Origin of the sequence: Halorubrum sp. T3 (genome assembly GCF_000296615.1) — an archaeon.
Lineage (GTDB): Archaea > Halobacteriota > Halobacteria > Halobacteriales > Haloferacaceae > Halorubrum > Halorubrum ruber.
Window position 1 is genome coordinate 571,060 of sequence record NZ_JH815329.1, and the last position, 20,954, is coordinate 592,013.

The following is a 20,954-nucleotide window of genomic DNA, read 5'->3' on the forward strand; positions in this document are numbered from 1 at the left end:
CGGTCGTCGCCCGCGAGCGACCGCTTACAGCGTGTAGTCGTGCTCGCCCGTCTCGGACTCTAAAAAGGCCGTCAGCAGGTCGATCGTCGCCTCGACGTCGCCGCCGTCCGCGGTCTCGGTGACGGTGTGGAGGTACCGCGTCGGGATAGAGATCGCGCCGACGGGCTTCGCGCCCGCCGTGTTCTGGAATCCGGCGGTGTCGGTACCCCCCGCGGGCAGCACCTCGTGCTGGTGGTCGATCCCCTCGTCCTCCGCGACCTCGGTGAGCCGCCCGTGGACCTTCGGGCTGGTGATCACCGAGGAGTCCTTCAGCTTCACGGCGGTCCCCTCGCCGAGTTCGGTGACGGCGTCGGCCGGGTCGCCGACCTGCGGCACGTCGTTGGCGACGGTGACGTCCAGTGCGACGGCGAGGTCGGGATCGATGTCCACGCCGAGCGCCCGCGCGCCCCGGAGCCCGACTTCCTCTTGGACCGTCGCCGCGAAGTGGATCGTCACGTCGGGGTCGTCGATCCGCCGGGCCGCCTCCAGCATCGCGAACAGGCAGATCCGGTCGTCGAGCGCCTTCCCCGTGACGCGGTCGCCCATCCGCGTCGTGGTCTGGTCGAGGGTGACGAGGTCGCCGACGCTCACCGCCTCCTCGACCGCCTCGGCGTCGCGGCCGAGGTCGATGAAGACGTCCTTCACCTCGTCGTCCTTCTCCTGCTGCTCCTCCGTGAGCGTGTGCGGCGGGACAGAGCCGATGACGCCCGTCAGGTCCTCGTCGCCGTGGACGGTGACGCGCTGCGCGCGCAGCACCCGGGCGTCGAACCCGCCGAGCGGGTCGACCTGGACGAACCCCTCGTCGGTGACGTGGCGGACCATGAACCCGATCTCGTCCATGTGGGCCGCGACGGCGACGGAGTAGTCCGAGTCGCCCTCGATCGTGCCGACGACGTTGCCCATTGCGTCCGTCCGGACGCGGTCGACGCTGTCCGCGAACTCGCGGCGGACGATCTCGCGGACGTCGTCCTCGTAGCCGGGGACGCCGCGCGCCTCGGTTAACTCTCGGAGCAGGTCGAAGTCGAAGTCGAACTCGCGTGGCATGTCTTCACCTGTCCGCGCCAGCGACAAAGGTCCGCAGGATCCGGCACGACCGTCGGCCTTCGCCGAACCGCGAGTGATCCGATATTTAAATAACCGTGAACGGCGACGAGAGTTGTTTATAAATGAATCCGCGGTGGCGCGTGCCTGCGAGCGGCCGCCAAAGGCGGCCGCGAGGAGCACGCGCGAGGGAGTCGGCCGGCCGGAGCGCAGCGGAGGCCGGCCGACGAGGCTGGGGAGGTGTGAGGTGCGGGGCTGTGCGGTGCCGGGGCGGGACTCAAAGGGGCAGCCGCGAGGACGGCGCAGGCGACGCAAGCACTGGAGGGAGTGAGCGAAGCGAACGACCGAAGCGCGTGGTTCGAGACGCCGGAGGCGTCTCGTCATCCCGAAAATCTCCGATTTTCGGGCGACAGCGAGCGTGCGCCGTCCTCGCGGCTGGGGCTTTGGTGGCGGTCGCGGTCGATTCGCAGTCAACGATTTATAAGCGAGCGGCTGGGGCTTTGGTGGCGGTCGCGGTCGATTCGCAGTCAACGATTTATAAGCGAGCGGCTGGGGCTTTGGCGGCTGTCGCAGTCGATTCGCAGTCAACGATTTATAAGCGAGCGGCTGGGGCTTTGGCGGCTGTCGCGGTCGATCCGCAGTCAACTCCCAACTGAACGGGCGCCTCAAGACCGATCTCCGCGGTATACAATTCAAATCGGTAGCTCGGCATCCGCGCCGACCACGCGGTCCGGTTCGGCGGGCGCGCGCCAGTCGGTAGTCCGCTCCAACAGCTGGACGACCATCCGGCCGGTCACGCCCCAGACCGTGTAGCCGCCGACGTGGAAGTAGTGGACGCGGTGGTCGCCGTACTCCGGGTGGCCGACGCGGCGCTCCGACTCGTAGTTCGCGGGGTCGGTGAGCGCGTCGACGGAGAGGATCGCCACCTCCGCGACCTCCGACTCGTCGGGGACGTACTCGCGGTCGGGCGCGACGCCGACGAACGGGCGGACCGCGTACTGCGACGAGGTGCGCGTGTCGTCGATCCGACCGAGGACGTCGACCTCCGTCGGCCGCATCCCGACCTCCTCGTCGGCCTCGCGCAGCGCGGTGTCGGTCAGCGTCCGGTCGATCGGCTCGCGGCCGCCGCCGGGGAAGCTCATCTGTCCGGGGTGTTCACCGAGGTGCGCGGCGCGCTTGGTGAAGAGGAGGTGAGCCTCGCCGTCGCGCGCGATCACCGGCGCCAGCACCGCGGCCTGCCGCCGCCCGGCGAGCGACTGCGGCGCGTGTCGACGCAGCCCCGACAGGTCCATGGGCGGGTTAGGCGACGCGAGGCGGTTAACGTTTCCCCGGATTCCGTCCGCGCGGGACGTGATCTGTCCGCAAGCCTGGGGCGGACCGCGCCGCGGCGGTCGGGTTCGGACCTTTTAAGCCCGCGACACCCGCTTTCGAGAGTAATGAGCGACGACGACCAGGAACTCGGGATCACCGAGTCCAAGACGCACAACACCGGCGAGTGGTACGCCGAGGTCGTACGGAAGGCCGGGCTGGCCGACTACGGGCCGGAGGGAATGAGCGGCTTCATCGTCACCCGCCCGCGGGCGTACGCGGTCTGGGAGCGGCTCCAGGGGTTCCTCGACGCGAAGTTCAAGGACACCGGCGTCCAGAACGCCTACTTCCCGCTGTTCATCCCCGAGTCGTACCTCGAACGAGAGAAGGACATCGTCGAGGGGTTCGACCCCGAGGTCGCGTGGGTCGACGAGGCGGGGAACAAGGAGCTCGAAGAGCGGCTCGCGGTCCGCCCGACCTCCGAGTCGATCATCACGCCGTACATCAGCCAGTGGGTGCGGAGCCACCGCGACCTCCCGCTGCGCGTGAACCAGTGGTGCTCCGTCGTCCGGTGGGAGGCGACCGAGACGAAGCCGTTCTTCCGCACGAAGGAGTTCCTCTGGCAGGAGGGTCACACCGCGCACGCGACGCACGAGGACGCGTGGGCGGAGACGATGACGCGGCTCGACCAGTACGAGTCCGTCTACGAGGACCTGCTGGCGCTGCCGGTCCTGAAGGGACAGAAACCCGACCACGACAAGTTCCCCGGCGCGGACACGACGACGACGGTCGAGGCGCTGATGCCCGACGGGAAGTCGGTTCAGGCGGGCACCTCCCACCACCTCGGCCAGTCGTTCGCGGAGGCGTTCGACATCACCTACTCGGACGAGGACGAGGAGGAGCGCACCGCCCACACCACCTCGTGGGGGCTCTCGTGGCGCGCGCTGGGCGCGCTGATCATGACCCACTCCGACGAGCAGGGGCTCGTCCTCCCGCACACGGTCGCGCCCACGCAGGTCGTCGTCGTCCCGATCTGGCAGGAGGACACGAAAGACGACGTGCTGGAGTACGCCGAGGGCGTGGCCGACGAGCTCGACGACGCCGGGATCCGCGTCGAGCTCGACGACCGCGACGAGCGCAACCCCGGGTTCAAGTTCAACGAACACGAGCTCAACGGGATCCCGCTCCGGATCGAGATCGGTCCCCACGAGGTCGACGACGAGGAGCTCACCCTCGTCCACCGGCCCGACGGCGAGAGCGTCGAGGTCGACCGCGAGGGCGTCGCGGAGACCGTCCGCGAGGAGTTCGACGAGATATACGCCAAGCTGTACGCGACCGCCGAGGAGACGCTCGACGACGGCGTGCGCGAGGCGGACGACCGCGCCGAGATCCTCGGCACGCTCGGGCAGCACGGCGGCTACGTGAAGGCGCCGTGGTGCGGCGACGAGGCCTGCGAGGAGCCGATCAAGGAGCCGCTGGCCGCCGAGATCGTGATGGTCCCGTTCGAGGACGAGGACCCCCTCGCCGACGGGGACCACGGCGAGACCTGCGCGATGTGCGACGACGACGCCGAGCGGACCGCCTACTTCGCGAAGACGTACTGAACCGCGACGGCCCGACGCCGCGGCGGCGATCCCGCGGACACGCGACTCCTCCGATATCCAACCGTCCCCGCCACGTCCTACGATTAATCCGCGTTGATCCGGCTTAACGGAGTTTCGGGTATATAGGGAGGGAGCGTGTACACGCAGGTAATGAACCGATGGATTGCGAGCCTCGTCGTCGTGGCCGTCACTGCGGCGGTGATCGCCGGGGCCGCCGCGGCCGCGCCGGCGGGCGTGACGACCGCACAGACCGATTCGCCGAGCGACGGCGAGAACGGAAGCACCGCGAACGCGTCGACCGACCTCAGTCCCGGTGAGCGGCTCGCGGGAGTCGTCGGCGTTCAGGGCGCCGAGATCGAAGGCGAGGTCGAGTCGCGCGCCTTCGAAGTCGGGCTCCGGGAGGCCGAGACGAACGAGAGCCGCGCCGCCGTCGTCGCGGAGCGGCTGAACCGGACCGAGGAGCGGCTCGCGGAGCTGGAACAGCAACAGCGGGAGCTCCGTGAGCGCCGCGAGGCCGGCGAGTTGAGTCAGGGCGCATACGCCGCGCGGATGGCGACGACCACCGCGCGGATCGAGACGCTCTCCCGGGGGCTGAACCGAAGCGCGAGCGCGGCCGCCGAGCTCCCGCCCGCCGTCCGCAACGAGACGGGCGTCCACGGCGAGCGACTGGCGACGCTGCGCGAGCGCGCGAACGAGCTCAGCGGCCCCGAGGTCGCCGCCATCGCCCGCGGCGTGGCCGGCGGGGGCGTCGGCGGGCCGGTCGCGCCCGGACGGCGCGGCCCACCCGGGAACGGGACCGAACGCGGGCCGCCGAGCGACGCCGGTCCGCCGGGAGAGGGACCGCTCGGCGGCGGCCCGGGAAACGGCTCGGCCGGCCAGCCGGGAGCGGGTCCGGAAAACGGCTCGGTCGGCTCGCCGGGAGCGGGTCCGGGGAACGGCTCGATGGGAGCCCCCGGAGCGGGTCCGGGGAACGGCTCGGTCGATGCCTCCGGTAACGGGTCCGCCGGCCCGCCGGAGGCGGGAGGCGCGAACGGGTCCGAGACCGGCGCCGCGAACGGGTCGACCCAGGTCGGTCCGCCGGGGTCCGGGAACGCGACCGACGGCGGACCCGGCAACGCGTCGACCGGCCCGCCTGCCGGCTCCGGAAACGGGTCCGGCAGCGGCGGCGGTCCGGGCGAAGCCGGTCCGAGCGGAGCCGGTCCGAGCGACGGCGGCCCCGATGGGAACGGATCGAACGGCGGCGCGGGCGCCCCGACGATCGACGACGCGGCGGACACTCCGCGGACGGTCGTCGGTAGTCCGTCACGCCTCGATGTGTGATCGACGTCGCGCCGTGAACCCGGACCTCGGACCGTCCCGACCCGTGGCGGCGATTCGATCCCGTCCCGGATGGGAAGGAATTTACCGGCAGTCCGTGTGACATCGTCCGTGCAGCGAGCGCCGATCCTCCTCGCGGTCCTCGCCCTCCTCGGAGCCGTCGGTCTCGCGCTCGGCGCCGGCGGCGCGGGTGCGGTCCCGTTCGAGGGCGGCTTCGCCCAGATGGACGTCGAACCGGACGACGTGTCGATGGAGGTCGCCGTTCAGCCGGACGGCGACGCGCAGTGGACCGTCGAGTACCGGATCCGGCTGGGGACCGACGAGGAAGAGCAGGCGTTCGAACAGCTCCGCGCGGACGTGGAGAACGACACGGAGGCGTACACGACCCGGTTCCGCGATCGGATGGCCTCGACCGCCGAGACCGCCGAGTCGGCGACGGGACGCAACATGACGGTGGCGAACGCGACCGTCACCGCCGAGCGGCGCGAGCTCCCGCAGGCGTACGGCGTGTTGACCTACCGGTTCGAGTGGACGAACTTCGCCGCCGTCGACGGGGACCGACTGCGCGTCGGCGACGCGGTCGACGGGCTGTTCTTAGACGACTCCTCGTCGCTCATCGTCTCGTGGCCGGAGGAGTACCGCCTCGCGGAGACGACGCCGGATCCGAGCGAGATGCGCGAGCGATCCGTCGTCTGGAACGGGCCGGTCGACTTCTCGGCCGGTCAGCCGCGGATCTCGGTCGCGCCCGCGGGCCCGCTCTCCGGGCTCCCGACGGCGGGCATCGTCGCGCTCCTCGCCGTCCTCGTCGTCGCCGGCGGCGCCGTCGCCTACCGTCGGCGGGACGACGGAGACGGCGAGGACGCGGGAGTCGCCGCGAGCGGTGGCGGAGACACCGCGACCGAGAGCAACGCATCCGCGGCGGACTCGGCGAGCTCGGCGACCGCCGGCGCGGCCGCGAGCGACGCGTCGGCGTCTGACGGCGACGACGCGGACGCCGCCGGCGAGTCGGAGCGCGGGTCGGACGAGGCGGCGCCCGTCGACAGCGACCTGTTGAGCAACGAGGAGCAGGTGATTCGGCTGATCGAGTCGGAGGGCGGGCGGATGAAACAGAAGCAGGTGGCCGAGGAGTTAGACTGGACCGCCGCGAAGACGAGCCAGGTGGTGACCGGACTGCGCGACGAGGGCGACCTCGACGGCTTCCGACTGGGCCGCGAGAACGTCCTCTCGCTCCCCGACTACGACCCCGAGGCGGATTCGGATTCGAGCGGAGACGACGGTGGCGACGGAAGCGACGGAGACGAGAACGACGGGGACGAGGAGCGCGGCGGGAGCGGTGCCGGCGAGGACGGAGACGGGAGCGACGAGCGCGACGCTACCGACGGGGCCTGACCGGACCGACGACGCGTTGCGCCGAGTTCGCTTTGACCCGGGTCACAGGTCCCGCGAGCGACCGATGTGTAGCAGTTCACCCCCACACTCACACTCGCCGGCCGAGTCCGTTCGCCGGCCGCATTCGAAACACTCGTACACTTCTTCGCTGTCACACTCGTATTCTGGTCGCATATACATCGATACGCACCCGTGATAGATAATCACACGCCTAATATTGTTTGGATAATATAAACCGCTTGGCGCGAGGCGGTGACCGAACGATCGGAATCCCGACATCGGCGGGCCTCGGATCGGGCGAGTTCCGGTGAACTCCTATGCCTCTGCCGTGAGCTCTTCCAACACCAGCTCGAAATTGCGCGTGTTGGCCTTCCAGACGACGTCGAAGAGGTCGCCGACGATCGGGACCGCCCCCACGAGCACGTCCAAAGAGATGTTCGCGATCATTCTGAGCAGCGTGGTGTAGGAGACGCCGAGACGGGCCGCCTCGACCACGATATACAGCGAAATCCCGCCGGTGAGTACGTCTCCCGCCCCCGGGAGGATGCCGAGCAGCGGATCGATGCCGATGCGATACCCGACGACCGGAACGCGGACACCTTCGTCGAGGACGTACGCGACGATCAGTACGCGCTTGACCGCCGCTCGGTCAATCGGTTCCGGGAGGCGCGCTATCCGCTCGTTGGCCTCGGTCAGAAACTCGCTCTCCTGTGCGCTCGGCATACACCACGTACAGTTTCCCGCTGAATAACGCTGCTGTCGGTAATTCACCCTACGAGCCACAGCAAGTGATCGTATGCCGCTTATCAGGGGGTTCACTGAGCGATCGAAAACGGACCCGGCAGCGCATGGCTACAACCCTTCGACTCCGCGTTGTTCCGTCAGAAGAGCCGGAGGGGGATTGTGAACAACGGCCGGACTCGCTCGCGCTCGTCCGGCCTCGTTTAAATCCCGCCTTGGCTTCCGCTGCTCACGTTGTTCACAGCAGGAAGCCGGAGGGGGGATTTGAACCCCCGACCTATTCCTTACGAAGGAATCGCTCTGCCAGCTGAGCTACTCCGGCACGCATGCTTCAATTCCCGGACGGAAAAATAAGGGTTCCGAAACGGGGACGGAGCGGCGATCCGTCGCGCCGAGCCGAGCGGTGAAAGCGGTGAATTTCTCTTGAAGTAAACTCACGTTCGTCACTATTACGTGAGCATTCGACATCAACACGCAAGGAGAATTCGGATACAATACAGGAATATAAGGAAAAAGACTAAATACGTGTTCGGGCTTCAATCTGAGTGTGATGACACCGCCCGCGCGCCGAGACGGCGGGGATCGAATCCCCCGGCGGTGCGTGCCCGGTCGAAGCCCGTACCGGGCGGCGATAGCCTCGCCGGTCGTCACCCCCACGGCGACCCGGCGCGGCCGTCATCCCCATCAGCGTTCCGTCGCGGCTACCGTGTGAAACGCGTCTCCGACGCGCCAAGCGCAGAATCGCCTCTGGTCCGAGACCGCCGCCGCGACCGCTTGTCATGTGACGGGCCCCGGCCGCGCCGCCCCCGACCCCCCTCGGGGCGGCGCGGCGTTCTCGCTGTCTCGACCGCCTTCGCGAGCGACCGGACCGATCGGCCAGCCGAGTGCGGTGTCGAACGATCGGCGCTACGAGAACAGCCGCTGCGCTCGGCGCACCGCCGCGGAGAGACCCCCGTAGCCGGCGCCGACGACGCCCGCGAGCCGCAGTTCCGCGGGCGCGAGGCCGAGCCGGTGCGAGAGCGGCCCTGGCCGTGCGTCGGCGCCGGCGACCGCGACCGTGCGACTGCGGACCCTGACCTCGGCGGTGAGGCCGCCTCGCACCAGCTCGGCGAGGGCGCGGTTCGAGACGGACTCGTCCGGAAGCCGCCGGGCGATACGGAGGGCGTCGCGGAGGCTCTCGACCTCGACGAACAGCCGGCGGTCGGTCGCATGGACCGCTGCGTCGACGCCGTCCACCGAGAGGGTCAGGTCCTCCGTCTCGACCGAGAGCCGCGGACTCGACTCACTCGGACTCACTCGTCGTGACCCGAACCCCGCCGTCGACGCGCCACTCGGCGTGCTCGGCGTCGTCGCCCGTCCCGCTCGGCACCTCGACGGTCAGATCGTCGAACTGGTAGTGAATCTCCGCGTTCCGGCCGGTCAGTCGGTCGTACAGTCCGATCGCTAAGTCCGGCCAGGTTGTCGTCTCGTCGATGCGCTCCTCGGGGTCTTCGGCGTCGCTCATGCGTTCTCATGATAGTAATTGTCACACATAAGTGAACGCCCTGACGTGTCTGTGCGATTATACCGGGCGAGACGATCCGAACCGGCTCAGCCCTCGACGCGCGTCAGGCGCACGTCGAGACACACGTTGTACTCGTGGGGGGCGTACGACCGGACGACGCGCTCGGTCTCGACGTCGACGGCGTAGGCGTCGCCCGCGGCGGCCTCGATCGCGCGGCGGCCGGGGCCGAACGGGTCGTCCTCGTGTTGGATGTCGTAGTAGTGAATCACGCAGTCGTCGCCCGCGAGTGCGACCGCGGTGTCGAGAAACTCGTTCGCGGAGTGCGGGAGGTTCATCACGAGCCGGTCGGCCGTGTCGGCGTACTCGTCGGCGATCTCGCGCACGTCGCCAGCGATCGCGGTCACCCGATCCGCGACCCCGTTGCGCTCGGCGTTCTCGCGGAGGTACTCGACCGCGCGCTCGTTGAGGTCGCACGCGACCACGTCGGCGCCGCGGGACGCCAATGGGACCGCGTACGGCCCCACGCCGGCGAACATGTCGATCGCCGACTCGCCGGCCGCCGCCTGCTCGACGACGCGGTGGCGCTCGGTCGCGAGCCGCGGCGAGAAGTACACCTCGGCGACGTCGAGCGCGAACTCGTGGCCGTACTCGCGGTGGACCGTCTCGGTGCCGTTCCCGGCCAGCACGTCCCACCGCCGGACCCGGAGTTCGCCCTCGATCGGCGACGCGCGGTTGAGGACGGTGTCGCAGGGAACGTCGGAGGCCATCACGGCGTCGGCTATCTCGCGGGCGCGCTCGTCGTCGTCCTCATCGATAATGACGATGTCGCCCAGCCGCTCCAGGGAAGGCTCGTAGCCGAGGATCGCCGCGGGCGTCGTCGGGCGGTCCCTCGCTTCCGCGTCGCGCTCGACGATCCGGTCCGCGAGGTCGGCGGGCACTCGGTCGCGGCCGGAGACGGGGATGTAGATCGTCTCGTCCTCGACCGCGATCTGATGGTCGCCGTCGAGGGCGTCGGCGTCGGCGAGCCGGCTCCGGACGGTCTCGCCGCGCTCGCGGTCGACGGCGACGCAGGGGACGCTCATCGTCGGGGAGACGCGGGCGAGCGAATAAACGGTGACGCTTCGCGGGCGGCGGAACGGCGAGGGCTCACTCCCCGTCCGCGGTCGCGGCCGCGACCGCGTCGAGCAGTTCCCGACCGCCGATGTCGTACGAGACCGGAACGACCCGGTCCGCGGCCGCCGCCACCTCGGCGTTCGGCCCGTCCGCGGTCGGCCCGTCCGCGGTCGGCCCATCTGCCCCGTCGCCCGAGCGCTCGGCGCCGACCGCGAGCGTCGCGTCCGCGTCGGCCGCGAGCTCGCGGGCCGCCGCGAGCGTCGCCTCGGAGGGCGCCTCGAACGGCGGGGCCGTCACGGCGGTCGCGCCCGCGTCCGCGGCGGCGCCGGCGACCGCGTCGCCCTCGGGGACCACGCCGACCGAGGGCTCGTGGCCCGCGGCGGCCAGCCGGGCGACGACGCGCGCGGTCGGCCGCCCCGTCCCGATCACGTGGACGCGCCGACTCTCGACGTCGCTGTGCGGGAATGCGGTCACCGCGGGCGTCCCCGTCGCCGGGTCGCGGCCGACGAACGCCTCCGCGTCGAAGGCGGCGCCGACGGTCGACGCGGACAGCACTGACTCCGGCGGGCCGGCGGCCCGGACACCGCCGTTCGCGAGGACGACGACCTCGTCGCAGTAGCGGGCTGCGGCGTCGAGGTCGTGGATCGCGGCGATCGCGCCGCGGTCGCCGTCGTCGACGAACGCGCGGACCAGTTCGAGCGTCTCGACCGCGTGGTTCACGTCGAGGCTGGCGGTCGGCTCGTCGAGGAGGAGGAGCGGGGCCGCCTGCGCCAAGGCCCGCGCGAGCAGCACGCGCTGGCGCTCGCCGCCCGAGACCGCGGTGATCGACCGGTCCGCGAAGCGCTCGACGTCGGCCGCGGCCATCGCGGCGTCGACCGCGGCGTCGTCCTCGACGCCGTGCGCGTCGAACCGACCGAGGTGGGGGGTCCGGCCCATCTCGACGACGTGGCGCACGCGGAAGTCGAACGCGAGGTTCGTCGCCTGCGGGACGCTCGCGACGCGCCGCCCCACCTGTTTGGCCGACAGCGACGCGGCCGGGTCGCCGCCGATCTCGACGGTCCCCGCGTCCGGTTCGACCGCGCCGGTCACCGCGCGCAACACGGTGGTCTTGCCGGCGCCGTTCGGGCCGACGAGGCCGACGAGCGAGCCGGGCTCGACGCGGAGGTCGACCCCGGAGACGACGTCGAGGTCGCCGAACGAGACGGCCACGTCCGAGGCCGACAGGAGCGGCGCGTCCCCGAACGAGAGCGCCGTGTCGGGCAGCGACGCCGGGCCGTTCGCGGCCGACCGAGCGTCGCCGTCGGGGGACGCCAGGTCGTCCTCGGGGTGGTCGGCGCTCACAGCTCCGTCACCTCCCGGGTCACGAGCAGGTATATAAAGAACGGCGCGCCGACCGCGGCGGTGATGATCCCGACCGGGTACTCCGCGGGCGCCGAGCGCGCGACTGTGTCGGCCGCGACGAGGAACGTGCCGCCGGCGAGCGCCGCGGACGGGAGTAACACCCGGTGGTCCGGGCCGACGACGAGCCGGAGCATGTGCGGGACGATGAGGCCAACGAACCCGATCACGCCGGCGAACGCGACGCCGGCGGCCGTGACGAGCGCCGAGGCCGCGAGCAGCACCCGCTTGGTGCGCTCCACGGCGATGCCCAGCCCGCGCGCCTCCTCCTCGCCGAGCAGGAGGACGTTGAGGTCGCGGGCGTACGCGAGCAGCACGGCGAAAAGCGGCGGCACGACGACGGCGGTGACGGCGACCTCGCTCCACGCGGCTCCCGAGAGGTGGCCCATCAGCCACGCGACGATCTGCCGGAGCGACTCGCCCGCCTGGAGCTGGAGGTACGAGACGACCGCGCCGAGGAACGTCTGAACCGCGACGCCGGCGAGGAGGAGGGTCGCGACCGGGGTCCGCCCGTTCCGCGTCGCGATGGCGTACACGCCGAAGGCGGCGACGAGCGCGCCGACGAACGCGAAGAGGCTGGTCCCCGCGCCGCGCGAGAGCGCGACCTCGACGGGGCCGACGAGCGGGAGGGCGACCGTCGTCGAGAGCGCGGCGGGGAAGACGATGAACGCGACCGCGCCGACCGCCGCGCCCGAGGAGACGCCGATGATCGACGGGTCCGCCATCGGGTTGCGGAAGAAGCCCTGCATCACTGTGCCGGCGGCCGCGAGCGCGAACCCGACGAGCGCGGCCAGCAGGATCCGCGGGAGCCGCACGCCCACCACGATCTGCTGGTGGACGGAGTCGACGGGGAACGCGAACGGCGACGCGAACGCGAGGTCGACGCCCGGGATCGTGAGGAGGCCGACGCCGGGTATCGGCAGCGGGCCGACGCCGCCCGCGCTCGTCTCGATCCCCGCCGGCACCGCGACCGCGTTCAACACCGACTTCATCACGGTCTCCGGCGGGATTCGAACCGGCCCGATCCCGGCGCTGCCGACGACGACGACAGCGAGCAGCGCGGCTCCCGCCGCCGACCACGCCGCCGAGCGGGCCCAGGGTCGCATACGTACTCCAACACAACTTGTAGTAGGTAAATACTTATTGGACGAGCCCGCCCCTCGATCCGATGCGAAACAGCTTCGCGATCGCGATGGCCGTGCTGGTGACGACCGCCCTGATCGGCGGCGTCGCCGGGACGGTCGCGGGCGCACAGCCGACGATATCGACCAACGGACCGACTGCGGGCGCGCAGCCGACGGCGGGCGCGCAGCCGGCGGTCGGCGCCGCGGGCGCGACGGGGACCGGCCCCGCACAGACGGACGGCGCCTGCGGGTTCCCGTTCAACGCGACCGACGCGACCGGCGAGACGGTGACGCTGGAGGAGCGCCCCGAGCGGATCACGACGATCAATCCGTCGGCCGCGCAGACGCTGTGGGAGCTCGGCGAGCAGGACCGCGTCGTCGGCGTGAGCCAGTTCGCCTTCTACCTCGACGGCGCCGAGGAGCGCGCGAACGTCTCCGCCGAGTTCGGCGCGAGCGTCGAGCGCGTCGTGGCCACCGAGCCCGACCTCGTGCTGGCGCCGAACGCCTCGGCGGCGGACGTCGAGCCGCTCCGCGAGCAGGGGCTGACCGTGTACCACTTCCCCGCGGCGACCTCCGTCGAGGACATCGCCGAGAAGACGGAGACGATCGGCCGGCTCGTCGGCGCGTGCGACGCCGCCGCGGAGACCAACGAGGAGATGTACGACGCGGTCGACGCCGCCGAAGAGCGGACGGCCGACGTCGACCGCCCGGCCGCGCTGTACCCGCTCGGCGGCGGCTACGTCGCGGCGAACGACACCTTCATCGACGCGATCATGAACGTCGGCGGGACCGAGAACGTCGCCGCCGACGTCGGCTCGGGGTACCCGCAGCTCTCCGACGAGGTGATCTTGGAGACGGACCCCGAGCTAATCTTAGTCACTGACTCCGAGGCCGCCATCCTCGAGCAGGAGCCGTACGCCAGCACGACCGCGGGCGTCGAGGACAGCTACGTGGTGATGAACGTGAACTACCTCAACCAGCCGGCGCCGCGCAGCGTGATCGAGTCCACGACAACGCTCTCGAACGCGGTGGTCGAGCTCCGCGGCGAGGGCGGCGAGTCGACCGACGGCGCGGACGACGGCTCGACTGACGGCTCCTCGGCGGACGGCGACTCGTCGGGCGACGGTGACACGTCCGACGGTTCGTCGACCGACGGCGAGGACGGGAACGAGACGGAGCTGACAACCGCGGACGGGAACGAGAGCGACGGCGACGGAAGCGCCGAGAACACGGGCGACTCGGCGCCCGGGTTCGGCGTCGTCGCGGCCGCGCTCGCGCTGCTCGCGACCGGGCTGCTCGCGCGGCGAGACTGAAGGGCGAGGAGTGCGAGTCGCACGGACGCTGACCGACGTTCTCTCTTTTAAATACCTTGGCCCATCAGGTGGCTGCGCAGGATGTCCGGCGTCTTCAGGCCGGCGTCGCTGTTGAGCAGGACGACGGTCTCGTCGCCGTCGAAGAAGCCCTCCTCGGCGAGCGCCCACGCGCCGGCGGGGGCCGCGCCGCCCGCCGCGCCGGTCTCGACGACCTCGTTTTGCGCCACGGCGACCGCGCTCGCCAAGATGTCGTCGTCGTCGACGCCGACCGCGGTCCCGCCGCTCTCGGTGACCGCCTCGACGGCCGCGGCGCCGCCCGCGGGGTCCGGGATCTCCAGTTCGCCGCAGATGGTGTCGGGCGTCCCCCACGGCTCCGGCTCGTCGAGGCCGCGCTCGACCGCGGCCGCGATCGGCGCGCAACCCGATGCCTGCGACGCGACCACCTTCGGGGTGCCGTCGATCGCGCCGACCCGCTCCAGCTCCGAGAATCCCTTATAAACGCCGGCGACGACCTCGCCGGAGCCGGTCGGGACGACGACGACGTCGGGGGCGTCGCCGAGGTCGGCGACGAGCTCGAACGCGACCGTCTTCGCCCCCTCGTGGCGGTACGGCGTCGCGAACTCGCCGAGGTCGGTGTAGTCGGTCTCTAACTGCTCGTCGACCGCGGCGGCCGCGTCGGGGAAGCGCCCGCCGACCACGCGCATCTCGCCGCCGTGGACGTTCGTCATCGACTTGTTCGAGAACGCGCATCGGGAGGGGACGAACGCGTACGAGCGTAGGTCCGCCCGGCCCGCGTACGCCGCCATCGACTGCCCGGCGTTGCCCGGGCTCGCGCAGACGAGCGGCTCGACGTCCGCGCCGTCGGCCGCACGCTTCGCAACTGCGGTCACGGCGAGCGAGAGCCCGCGGTCGAGGACGGTCCCCGTGGGGTTCCGCCCCTCGTCTTTGACGTACACCGATTCCACGTCCAGCTCGTCGGCGAGTCGGTCGGTGGCCACGAGCGGCGTGGCGCCCTCACCCGCGGTGAGCGCGTCCTCCGCCGGGAAGGGGAGCAGCGCGTCGAACCGCCAGTGTCCCCGCGCCGTCGCGGGCGCAGCCCGAGCGTCGCCGCTCCCGCCGCGGGCCGCCGGGTCGAACAGGTCGTCCGGATCGACCGCGTCGTAGTCGTAGACGGGGTCGAGGCCGCGCGCCCCCTCGTCATCGTCGATCGACGCCGCGTCGGCGGTCTCGTGGATGCGTCCCGACGCCCGACTTTTTAAACCCCGAAACGCCGGCGTGGTCTCGAAATCAGCCATACCGAACGTTGCGGCGGCGGCGACTAATCGCTTCGCACTCCGGGACGGGCTGCCGGCGGACTGACACCACGACAACGCGGTGGCGCGTGCCGACGAGCGCCCGCAGGGCGCGAGTCGCACGCGCGAGGGAGTCGGCCGACCGGAGGGAGGCCGACGAGGCTGGGGAGGCGTGAGGCCGCGGTGCTGTGCGTTCCCGCGAGCGAAGCGAGTGGGAGCACGGAAGTCGCAGCCCGCGCAGCGAAGCGAGCAGGAACGTCTTCCGGAGGGGCGGGACTCGAAGGGGCAGCCGCGAGGCGGGCGCAGGCGACACAAGCACTGGAAGGAGCGAACGAAGTGAGCGACTGAAGCGCGCAGCGAGCGTGCGCCCGCCTCGCGGCTGGGGCTTCGGTGGCGTTCGCGTCGGCGTCAGTTTATAAAGAGGGGAATCCGCTCGCACGACGGAACCGAGTCTGGACCGCTCACCGGTTCCGATACATCACCACTGCGAGGGGGGTGGCAGTCGGAAGAGCGCGATCAGCCGACTGAGCGCGTACACCGCGGCGTACAGGAACGCAGACGAGGGCGCCGCGACGAGGAGCGCGAGGTACGTCCCGAACGTGGCGGTCCCACCGATTGCTCGGAACCGGACCGTCTGACTCACGGCTCGAAGCCGGTCCCACCGAAACGTGAGGACCGCCACCCCGCCGCCGAGCAGCGCCCCGGCGACGACGGCGACGAGGGCGGACGCCCCCGGAGACCGGAGGGAAGCGATGACGGCCGAGGTAGATTCGAATCGTCCCGAGACGACGGCGAGAAACGCAAACACCAGGAGCGCCGCGCCGAGCTGGAAGAGGTCTGCGGCTCGCGCGTCGACGAGACTCCTCGGCGAGGCGGCGTCCGGGTCGAACAGCCGGTCCGACAGCCCGAATCCGGCCAGTCCGAACAGGACGACCGGCACGCCGAGCGGGGCTCCCGCGTTCGACCCGTCGACGGACAGCCAGACGCCGAGCGGGACGAGGGCGAGGGACAGCCACCGGGCGAGTGCGACTCGATCCACGCGTGGAATGCGCCCGGTCCCGACAAAAGAGTGGTCACCGCGACCTCCGCGAGCCGATCCCGCGGCCGCTTATAAACCCGCGACCCGATACTCAACGTATGAACGGAGACGCCACGGTCGTCGGCGGCGGGCTGGCGGGGCTGGTCGCCGCGGCGAGGCTCGCCGAGGCGGGCGCGGACGTGACGCTGTACGAGCGACGGCCCGCGGTCGGCGGGCGCGTGCGGACGGAGACGGTCGACGGGTTCACCCTCGACCGCGGCTTCCAAGTCCTCTTCTCCAGCTATCCCGCGGTCAAACGCGAACTGGGCGCCGACGGGCTCGACGACCTCAACCTCCGGACGTTCGCCCCCGGCGCGACGATCTGCCGCCCCGGCTCGCGCTCGACGCTCGGCGACCCGCTCCGCGATCCGCTGTCCGCGTTCCCCTCCCTCCTAAACGACGAGGTCTCTTTCTCTGACAAGCTCCGGACGCTCGCGCTCCGGTACGACCTCGCGAACCGCGACGAAGAGAAGTTCTTCGCCGGCCCGGACGCCTCGATCCGCGAGTACCTGCGGGACTGGGGGTTCGCCGACGACTACGTCGAGAACTTCGTGGAGTCATTCTACGGCGGGATCACCCTCGATCGCACCCTCTCGACCTCCAAGCACGTCTTCGAGTACACGTTCCGCGCGATGGGTCGCGGCTCCATCGGCGTCCCCGCCGAGGGGATGGCCGCGCTCCCCGCCGCGCTCGCCGACCGCGCGCGCGAGGCGGGTGTCGAGATACGGACCGGCGAGGACGTCGAGTCGGTCCGCGTCGCGGGACAGGGCCGGATCCCCTTCCGGACCGGCTCCGCCGACGCCGACGGCGCGACCGTCGAACTCGCGGACGGCGCGACCCGCGAGACGGACGCGGTCGTCGTCGCGACCTCGCCGCCCGAGGCCCGGCGGCTCACCGGCGTCGAGTCGGTGCCCACGGAGGGCGTCCCGAACGTCACCGGCTGGTACGCGCTCCCCGCGGGCGAGTCGTTCGAGACGGGCGAGCGCATCCTGCTCAACGCGGCCGAGAAATCACCCAACGCCGTGGTCCCGATGTCCGAGGTCGCGCCCGAGTACGCCCCGGACGACCGCGCGCTGCTCGCGGCGACGTTCCTCGGCGAGGAGGCGCTCGATCGGTCCGACGAGGACCTCCGCGACGACGTTCACGACGCCCTCGACGCGTGGTTCCCCGAGCGCGACTTCGGGGGGCTGGAGACCCTCGACGTCCACCGGATCCGGTTCGCGCAGTTCGCGCAGCCGCCGGGCGTCCACGCCGACCTCCCCGACCCCGACGATCCGGAGGGACCGGTGACGCTCGCGGGCGACTACACCGAGTGGTCGTCGATTCAGGGCGCCTTGGAGAGCGGGCGGAAGGCAGCCGCGGCGGCGGGCGAGTATTTATAACCGATCGTCGCGCCCGGACTCCCAGTCCGACTTCGACTCGCGTCGCATGCGATCGAGGTCGATGTCTCGGTCGCGAAGAACTCGCTTGATCGCACGGAGGCGGTCCATCGGATCCATCGTCTAAGTGCGTCTACTCGTTTCCAGATAATTAGTCTTCTCGCACAAACGCCTCCCCGCCGTGCTCCTCGACGGCCGCGAGCAGTTCGTCGCGCTGGCGGCGGACCTCGGGAGGGAGCTCGGCGTACGCGTGGTCGAACATGTCGCTCGGATCGGGCTCGACCGACTCCGCGAAGTCGATCGCGTCGGCGACGACGTCGTCCGCCTCGTCGTGAATCGCCGTGACCCCCTCGTCGTCGATCCGGCCGGTCTCGCGGAGGAACGCCTCCATCCGATCGAGCGGGTCGAGCGCGCGCCACGGGTCCACGTCGTCCGGGTCGCGGTAGGCGGTCGGGTCGTCTGCGGTCGTGTGCGCACCGAAGCGGTACTCGACGAACTCAATGAGGACGGGGCGCGGCTCCTCTTCGTCGCCTCCGTCGCCGTCCGACTCGCCCCCGTCGCCCCGCGCCCGCTCGGCGGCCTCCCGGGTGACCGCGTAGCTCGCGAGGGGGTCCATCCCGTCGACGCGGACCCCCTCGAAGCCGTAGGCGGCCGCCTTCTGCGCGAACGTGTCGCTCGCGGTCTGTCGCGACTCGGGGATCGAGATGGCCCAGCCGTTGTTGTGACAGCAGAACAGCGTCGGCGTGTCGAAGACGCCGGCGAAGTTCATCGCCTCGTGGAAGTCGCCCTCGCTGGTCGCGCCGTCCCCGAAGTGACAGGCGACGACGCGGTCTTCCCCCTGATAGTCGAACGCCCACGCGGCGCCGACCGCGTGCGGGAGGTGTGCCGCGATGCCGATGTTGAGCGGGAAGACGTTGCCGTCGGCGATCGCTTCCGTCCCGGACTCGTGACCCATCCAGTAGGGGAGGTACTCGCCGAGGAGGTCGCGGACGACGACCGCGCCGTGCTCGCGGTACTGGTAGCTGATCAGGTCGTCGTCAGCGAGCGCGTGCGTCGAGCCGACCGCCGACCCCTCCTGGCCCGCGCAGGGCGCGTACGTGCCGATCCGGCCCTGCCGCTGGAGACTCACCGCCCGCTCGTCGAACCGGCGGGTGACCACTATGTCCCGGTAGATCGCGCGGAACTGCTCGTCAGACAGGTCCGGAACCGTCGCGTCCGGCAGGGGACTGCCGTCCGGGCCGAGCACGCGGTAGAGGTCCTCGTCGGCGAGGGGGTCAGTCGCGTCGTCGCGGCCGGACGCGCCTGCGTCGGCGCCGTTCTCGTCCATGTGCGATCGGTGTGGTCCGCGGTCACAAGGAATTAGCGGTCGCGTCGGCGGCCGACCCCGCTCGGCTCCGCCGGCGGACGAAGAGTATCGGCGGACCGATCAGCGCCCCGGCGGCCGTCGTCAGCCCGATCACGAGGGCGACGAGGAGCGGGGTCGGCCCGGCGGCGAGCAGGTCGACGCTCCAGACGACGAGGAACCACGCGGTCCAGCAGAGTCCAGTCCCGAGCGCCGTGAGCGCCCCGTACGCGACTCCCGCGGGATACGTGTACCGCTCGGGACGCTCGACGAGCAGCCACCAGACGCCGCCGCCGACGAGGAGCGCCGGCGCCGCGAGCAGGGGGACGGGGAACGACGCGGGGAGGCCGATCACCTCAGTGAAGACGCGCAACGCGCCGGAGAGCAGGAGTGCCGTGGCCGCGCCGCAGCCGAACGCGTAGACGCCGGCGTACAGCGACCACCGGCGGGGGTCGACGGCGCGGGAGTCGGTGTGGAGGGCGGAAGTCACGATCGAACGCCGAACGCGTCGGAATATATGTTTTCCGTCGGTGTGGTGGCGGTTCGACCGACCTCGATCGCGAGCTCGAACGGGTACGCGCCGTGTTCGCTCGGAGTCTGGCCCGGAACGTTCCACGAGAGCCGGAACAGCCCGCGGCTCAGGTACGTGCCCGCGGGGAGGTCCGACGGGACCGCGTAGGTCGCCGTCATCTCGCCGCCCGCCTCGATCGACGCCAGCGCCTCGCCGTCGCTGCGCCGCGGCTGCGACCCCCCGACCCCCTCGGCTTCGACGATCTCCAGCGAGCGCCGCTCGCCCTCGTGGAAGGTCCAGAGGGCGCTCGGCAGCGCGCCCCGGCTGGTGAACGTGTACGGCCCCTCGGCGTCGCCGTCGGCGTTCTCCGGGGCCGGAGCGACCGTGAGGGAGAACTGGCGAGCCGCGTCCTCGCTCGGGGCGACCGAGACCGACACCGGAAGGCGGTCGTACCGTGACTCGCCGACGATGACGCTGTACACCGTGCCGTCGATACGGTAGTAGACCGGCTCGTCGCGGCCCGCGGCGAACGCCTCGTAGGCGTCCGGCACGTCGTCGGCGAAGAGCTGGCTCCGGTCCGGCGTGGGCAGCGCGGGCGCGCGGTGGTCCGACGCCAGCGCGCGCTCGAAGAACGCGACCACCTCGTCGTCGATCGCCGCCTCGTCGACCACCGGGCGGTCCCACAGATCGCCGTCGGTCAGTTCTCGGATCGTGATCGCGTACGGCGGCTCCTCGTTCTCGACGGCCGTCTCGATCCGGGAGACGCCGCGGCCGTCCTCCAGGTAGTCGTACTCCTCGAGGAAGACGGCGACCGACTCTGGGCGGACGCACCGGCGGTACTCGCCGCGGGCCACGTTCGGGCCGTACGCGGTCAAGGCGTTCACGAACGTCTCGACCGCCGCGTCGTCGAGATCGCGCTGGCCCGCCTCGCGGAGCACGCGCTCCTCGTCGTACTCCTCGGCCGGCTCGTCGGCGAGCTCCGCGGTGAACGTCGGGAGCATCGGGTCGAACGCGTAGCGCGTCCCGTCGATCTCGACGTACGGCTTCAGCTCGCCGCGGTCGTAGACGCGGAACGCGTCGACGGCGGCCAGCAGCGCGTCGCTCGGGTCGTCGGTCTCGAAGCCGCCGTCGAGGGCGGCGGCGAGCGGTTCGCGCAGCGCGTCCGGGACCTCCGACTCGGGGACGACGTACTCCGGGTCGATCCCGCGGCTCGGCGACGGCTCGTAGGCGGTGACGACGTGCGGTACCGGCCGGAGTTCGAGGACGAGCGAACCGGTCGTTCCGTCGCCGTCGTCCGATCGGTCGTCGGTCCCGTTCGCGCCGCCGTCGGTCCCGTTCGTTCCCGGATCCGGTCCGGCCTCGCCGGCGCAGCCGGAGAGCGCGACGGCGGATCCGCCTATCGCCGTGAGGAGGGCTCTGCGCTCCATAATCTGGGGTGTTCGGAACGAACGATAAAAATCT

At 71.1% G+C, this 20,954-nt stretch carries 20 protein-coding genes and 1 tRNA gene; 6 read left to right on the forward strand and 15 right to left on the reverse strand.

Translation table 11 applies throughout. The features are described from left to right. Positions 1–24: 24 nt before the first annotated feature. Positions 25–1,083: a M42 family metallopeptidase gene (locus tag B378_RS0104985; protein ID WP_017342719.1), complete on the reverse strand. Its 1,059-nt coding sequence runs from the start codon at positions 1,081–1,083 to the stop codon at positions 25–27. Positions 1,084–1,526: 443 nt separating this feature from the next. Between B378_RS0104985 and B378_RS16325 the strand changes: the two genes are divergently transcribed. Further along, positions 1,527–1,736: a hypothetical protein gene (locus tag B378_RS16325; RefSeq protein WP_082224242.1), complete on the forward strand. Its 210-nt coding sequence runs from the start codon at positions 1,527–1,529 to the stop codon at positions 1,734–1,736. A 36-nt stretch (positions 1,737–1,772) separates the two neighbouring features. Here B378_RS16325 and B378_RS0104990 read toward each other — a convergent pair whose 3' ends face one another. Next, positions 1,773–2,372, reverse strand: coding sequence for a CoA pyrophosphatase (locus tag B378_RS0104990; RefSeq protein WP_017342720.1), 600 nt, complete (start codon positions 2,370–2,372; stop codon positions 1,773–1,775). 144 nt (positions 2,373–2,516) lie between these two features. On the opposite strand from B378_RS0104990, the gene proS reads away from it, so the two are divergent. From proS to B378_RS0105005, 3 genes are all read left to right on the forward strand, one after another. Further along, complete coding sequence (proS, locus tag B378_RS0104995; protein ID WP_017342721.1) at positions 2,517–3,992, forward strand: proline--tRNA ligase; 1,476 nt, start codon at positions 2,517–2,519, stop codon at positions 3,990–3,992. 150 nt (positions 3,993–4,142) lie between these two features. Next, positions 4,143–5,312, forward strand: coding sequence for a hypothetical protein (locus B378_RS0105000; RefSeq protein ID WP_017342722.1), 1,170 nt, complete (start codon positions 4,143–4,145; stop codon positions 5,310–5,312). A gap of 108 nt (positions 5,313–5,420) precedes the next feature. Further along, complete coding sequence (locus B378_RS0105005; protein WP_017342723.1) at positions 5,421–6,698, forward strand: hypothetical protein; 1,278 nt, start codon at positions 5,421–5,423, stop codon at positions 6,696–6,698. 42 nt (positions 6,699–6,740) lie between these two features. Here B378_RS0105005 and B378_RS17465 read toward each other — a convergent pair whose 3' ends face one another. The 8 genes from B378_RS17465 to btuC form a co-directional block, all read right to left on the reverse strand. Next, positions 6,741–6,977 (reverse strand): rubrerythrin-like domain-containing protein, encoded by a 237-nt coding sequence (locus B378_RS17465; protein WP_321162975.1) that lies wholly within the window; start codon positions 6,975–6,977, stop codon positions 6,741–6,743. A gap of 36 nt (positions 6,978–7,013) precedes the next feature. Next, positions 7,014–7,421, reverse strand: a complete 408-nt coding sequence (locus tag B378_RS0105015) for a DUF4112 domain-containing protein (protein WP_017342724.1) — start codon at positions 7,419–7,421, stop codon at positions 7,014–7,016. A gap of 267 nt (positions 7,422–7,688) precedes the next feature. Continuing rightward, positions 7,689–7,761: transfer RNA gene (locus B378_RS0105020), tRNA-Thr, on the reverse strand. Between the two features lie 584 nt (positions 7,762–8,345). After that, complete coding sequence (locus B378_RS0105025; RefSeq protein WP_017342725.1) at positions 8,346–8,735, reverse strand: hypothetical protein; 390 nt, start codon at positions 8,733–8,735, stop codon at positions 8,346–8,348. Then, positions 8,722–8,943 carry a hypothetical protein gene (locus tag B378_RS0105030; RefSeq protein WP_007994137.1) on the reverse strand — a complete coding sequence of 74 codons (222 nt, stop codon included), beginning with the start codon at positions 8,941–8,943 and terminating at the stop codon, positions 8,722–8,724. The genes B378_RS0105025 and B378_RS0105030 overlap by 14 nt, the downstream gene beginning before the upstream one ends. 86 nt (positions 8,944–9,029) lie before the next feature. Beyond that, positions 9,030–10,025, reverse strand: coding sequence for a class I SAM-dependent methyltransferase family protein (locus B378_RS0105035; RefSeq protein ID WP_017342726.1), 996 nt, complete (start codon positions 10,023–10,025; stop codon positions 9,030–9,032). Between the two features lie 64 nt (positions 10,026–10,089). Next, a complete protein-coding gene (locus B378_RS0105040) occupies positions 10,090–11,370 on the reverse strand; it encodes an ATP-binding cassette domain-containing protein (RefSeq protein WP_044965590.1) in 1,281 nt (426 codons plus the stop codon). Between the two features lie 23 nt (positions 11,371–11,393). Beyond that, entirely contained in the window at positions 11,394–12,560 is a 1,167-nt protein-coding gene (btuC, locus tag B378_RS0105045; protein ID WP_017342728.1) for a vitamin B12 ABC transporter permease BtuC, read from the reverse strand. Positions 12,561–12,622: 62 nt separating this feature from the next. Between btuC and B378_RS0105050 the strand changes: the two genes are divergently transcribed. Beyond that, positions 12,623–13,891, forward strand: coding sequence for a PGF-CTERM-anchored ABC transporter substrate-binding protein (locus B378_RS0105050; protein ID WP_017342729.1), 1,269 nt, complete (start codon positions 12,623–12,625; stop codon positions 13,889–13,891). A 47-nt stretch (positions 13,892–13,938) separates the two neighbouring features. Here the strand turns inward: B378_RS0105050 and B378_RS0105055 are convergent, their stop codons facing one another. Continuing rightward, on the reverse strand, positions 13,939–15,186 hold the full coding sequence (locus B378_RS0105055) for a pyridoxal-phosphate dependent enzyme (protein WP_017342730.1): 1,248 nt from the start codon (positions 15,184–15,186) through the stop codon (positions 13,939–13,941). A 475-nt stretch (positions 15,187–15,661) separates the two neighbouring features. Beyond that, complete coding sequence (locus B378_RS0105060; protein ID WP_017342731.1) at positions 15,662–16,222, reverse strand: hypothetical protein; 561 nt, start codon at positions 16,220–16,222, stop codon at positions 15,662–15,664. 98 nt (positions 16,223–16,320) lie between these two features. Between B378_RS0105060 and B378_RS0105065 the strand changes: the two genes are divergently transcribed. Next, the gene (locus B378_RS0105065; protein WP_017342732.1) at positions 16,321–17,643 is read left to right on the forward strand and encodes an NAD(P)/FAD-dependent oxidoreductase; all 1,323 of its coding nucleotides are present in this window, start codon (positions 16,321–16,323) and stop codon (positions 17,641–17,643) included. Between the two features lie 148 nt (positions 17,644–17,791). Here B378_RS0105065 and B378_RS0105075 read toward each other — a convergent pair whose 3' ends face one another. The 3 genes from B378_RS0105075 to B378_RS0105085 are packed head-to-tail and all read right to left on the reverse strand — an operon-like array spanning position 17,792 to position 20,920. Then, positions 17,792–18,967 carry a thiamine pyrophosphate-dependent dehydrogenase E1 component subunit alpha gene (locus B378_RS0105075; protein ID WP_017342734.1) on the reverse strand — a complete coding sequence of 392 codons (1,176 nt, stop codon included), beginning with the start codon at positions 18,965–18,967 and terminating at the stop codon, positions 17,792–17,794. Between the two features lie 22 nt (positions 18,968–18,989). Beyond that, positions 18,990–19,472: a hypothetical protein gene (locus B378_RS0105080; RefSeq protein WP_017342735.1), complete on the reverse strand. Its 483-nt coding sequence runs from the start codon at positions 19,470–19,472 to the stop codon at positions 18,990–18,992. Then, on the reverse strand, positions 19,469–20,920 hold the full coding sequence (locus B378_RS0105085) for a hypothetical protein (protein WP_017342736.1): 1,452 nt from the start codon (positions 20,918–20,920) through the stop codon (positions 19,469–19,471). Before B378_RS0105085 ends, B378_RS0105080 begins: the two co-directional genes overlap by 4 nt. Positions 20,921–20,954 lie beyond the last annotated feature (34 nt).

Coding starts and splice junctions, on each gene's coding strand:
- B378_RS0104985 (WP_017342719.1), bottom strand. CDS start 1,083: ATGCCACGCGAGTTCGACTTCGACTTCGACCTGCTCCGAGAGTTAACC.
- B378_RS0104990 (WP_017342720.1), bottom strand. CDS start 2,372: ATGGACCTGTCGGGGCTGCGTCGACACGCGCCGCAGTCGCTCGCCGGG.
- proS (WP_017342721.1), top strand. CDS start 2,517: ATGAGCGACGACGACCAGGAACTCGGGATCACCGAGTCCAAGACGCAC.
- B378_RS0105000 (WP_017342722.1), top strand. CDS start 4,143: ATGAACCGATGGATTGCGAGCCTCGTCGTCGTGGCCGTCACTGCGGCG.
- B378_RS17465 (WP_321162975.1), bottom strand. CDS start 6,977: ATGTCGGGATTCCGATCGTTCGGTCACCGCCTCGCGCCAAGCGGTTTA.
- B378_RS0105015 (WP_017342724.1), bottom strand. CDS start 7,421: ATGCCGAGCGCACAGGAGAGCGAGTTTCTGACCGAGGCCAACGAGCGG.
- B378_RS0105030 (WP_007994137.1), bottom strand. CDS start 8,943: ATGAGCGACGCCGAAGACCCCGAGGAGCGCATCGACGAGACGACAACC.
- B378_RS0105035 (WP_017342726.1), bottom strand. CDS start 10,025: ATGAGCGTCCCCTGCGTCGCCGTCGACCGCGAGCGCGGCGAGACCGTC.
- btuC (WP_017342728.1), bottom strand. CDS start 12,560: ATGCGACCCTGGGCCCGCTCGGCGGCGTGGTCGGCGGCGGGAGCCGCG.
- B378_RS0105050 (WP_017342729.1), top strand. CDS start 12,623: ATGCGAAACAGCTTCGCGATCGCGATGGCCGTGCTGGTGACGACCGCC.
- B378_RS0105055 (WP_017342730.1), bottom strand. CDS start 15,186: ATGGCTGATTTCGAGACCACGCCGGCGTTTCGGGGTTTAAAAAGTCGG.
- B378_RS0105065 (WP_017342732.1), top strand. CDS start 16,321: ATGAACGGAGACGCCACGGTCGTCGGCGGCGGGCTGGCGGGGCTGGTC.
- B378_RS0105075 (WP_017342734.1), bottom strand. CDS start 18,967: ATGGACGAGAACGGCGCCGACGCAGGCGCGTCCGGCCGCGACGACGCG.
- B378_RS0105085 (WP_017342736.1), bottom strand. CDS start 20,920: ATGGAGCGCAGAGCCCTCCTCACGGCGATAGGCGGATCCGCCGTCGCG.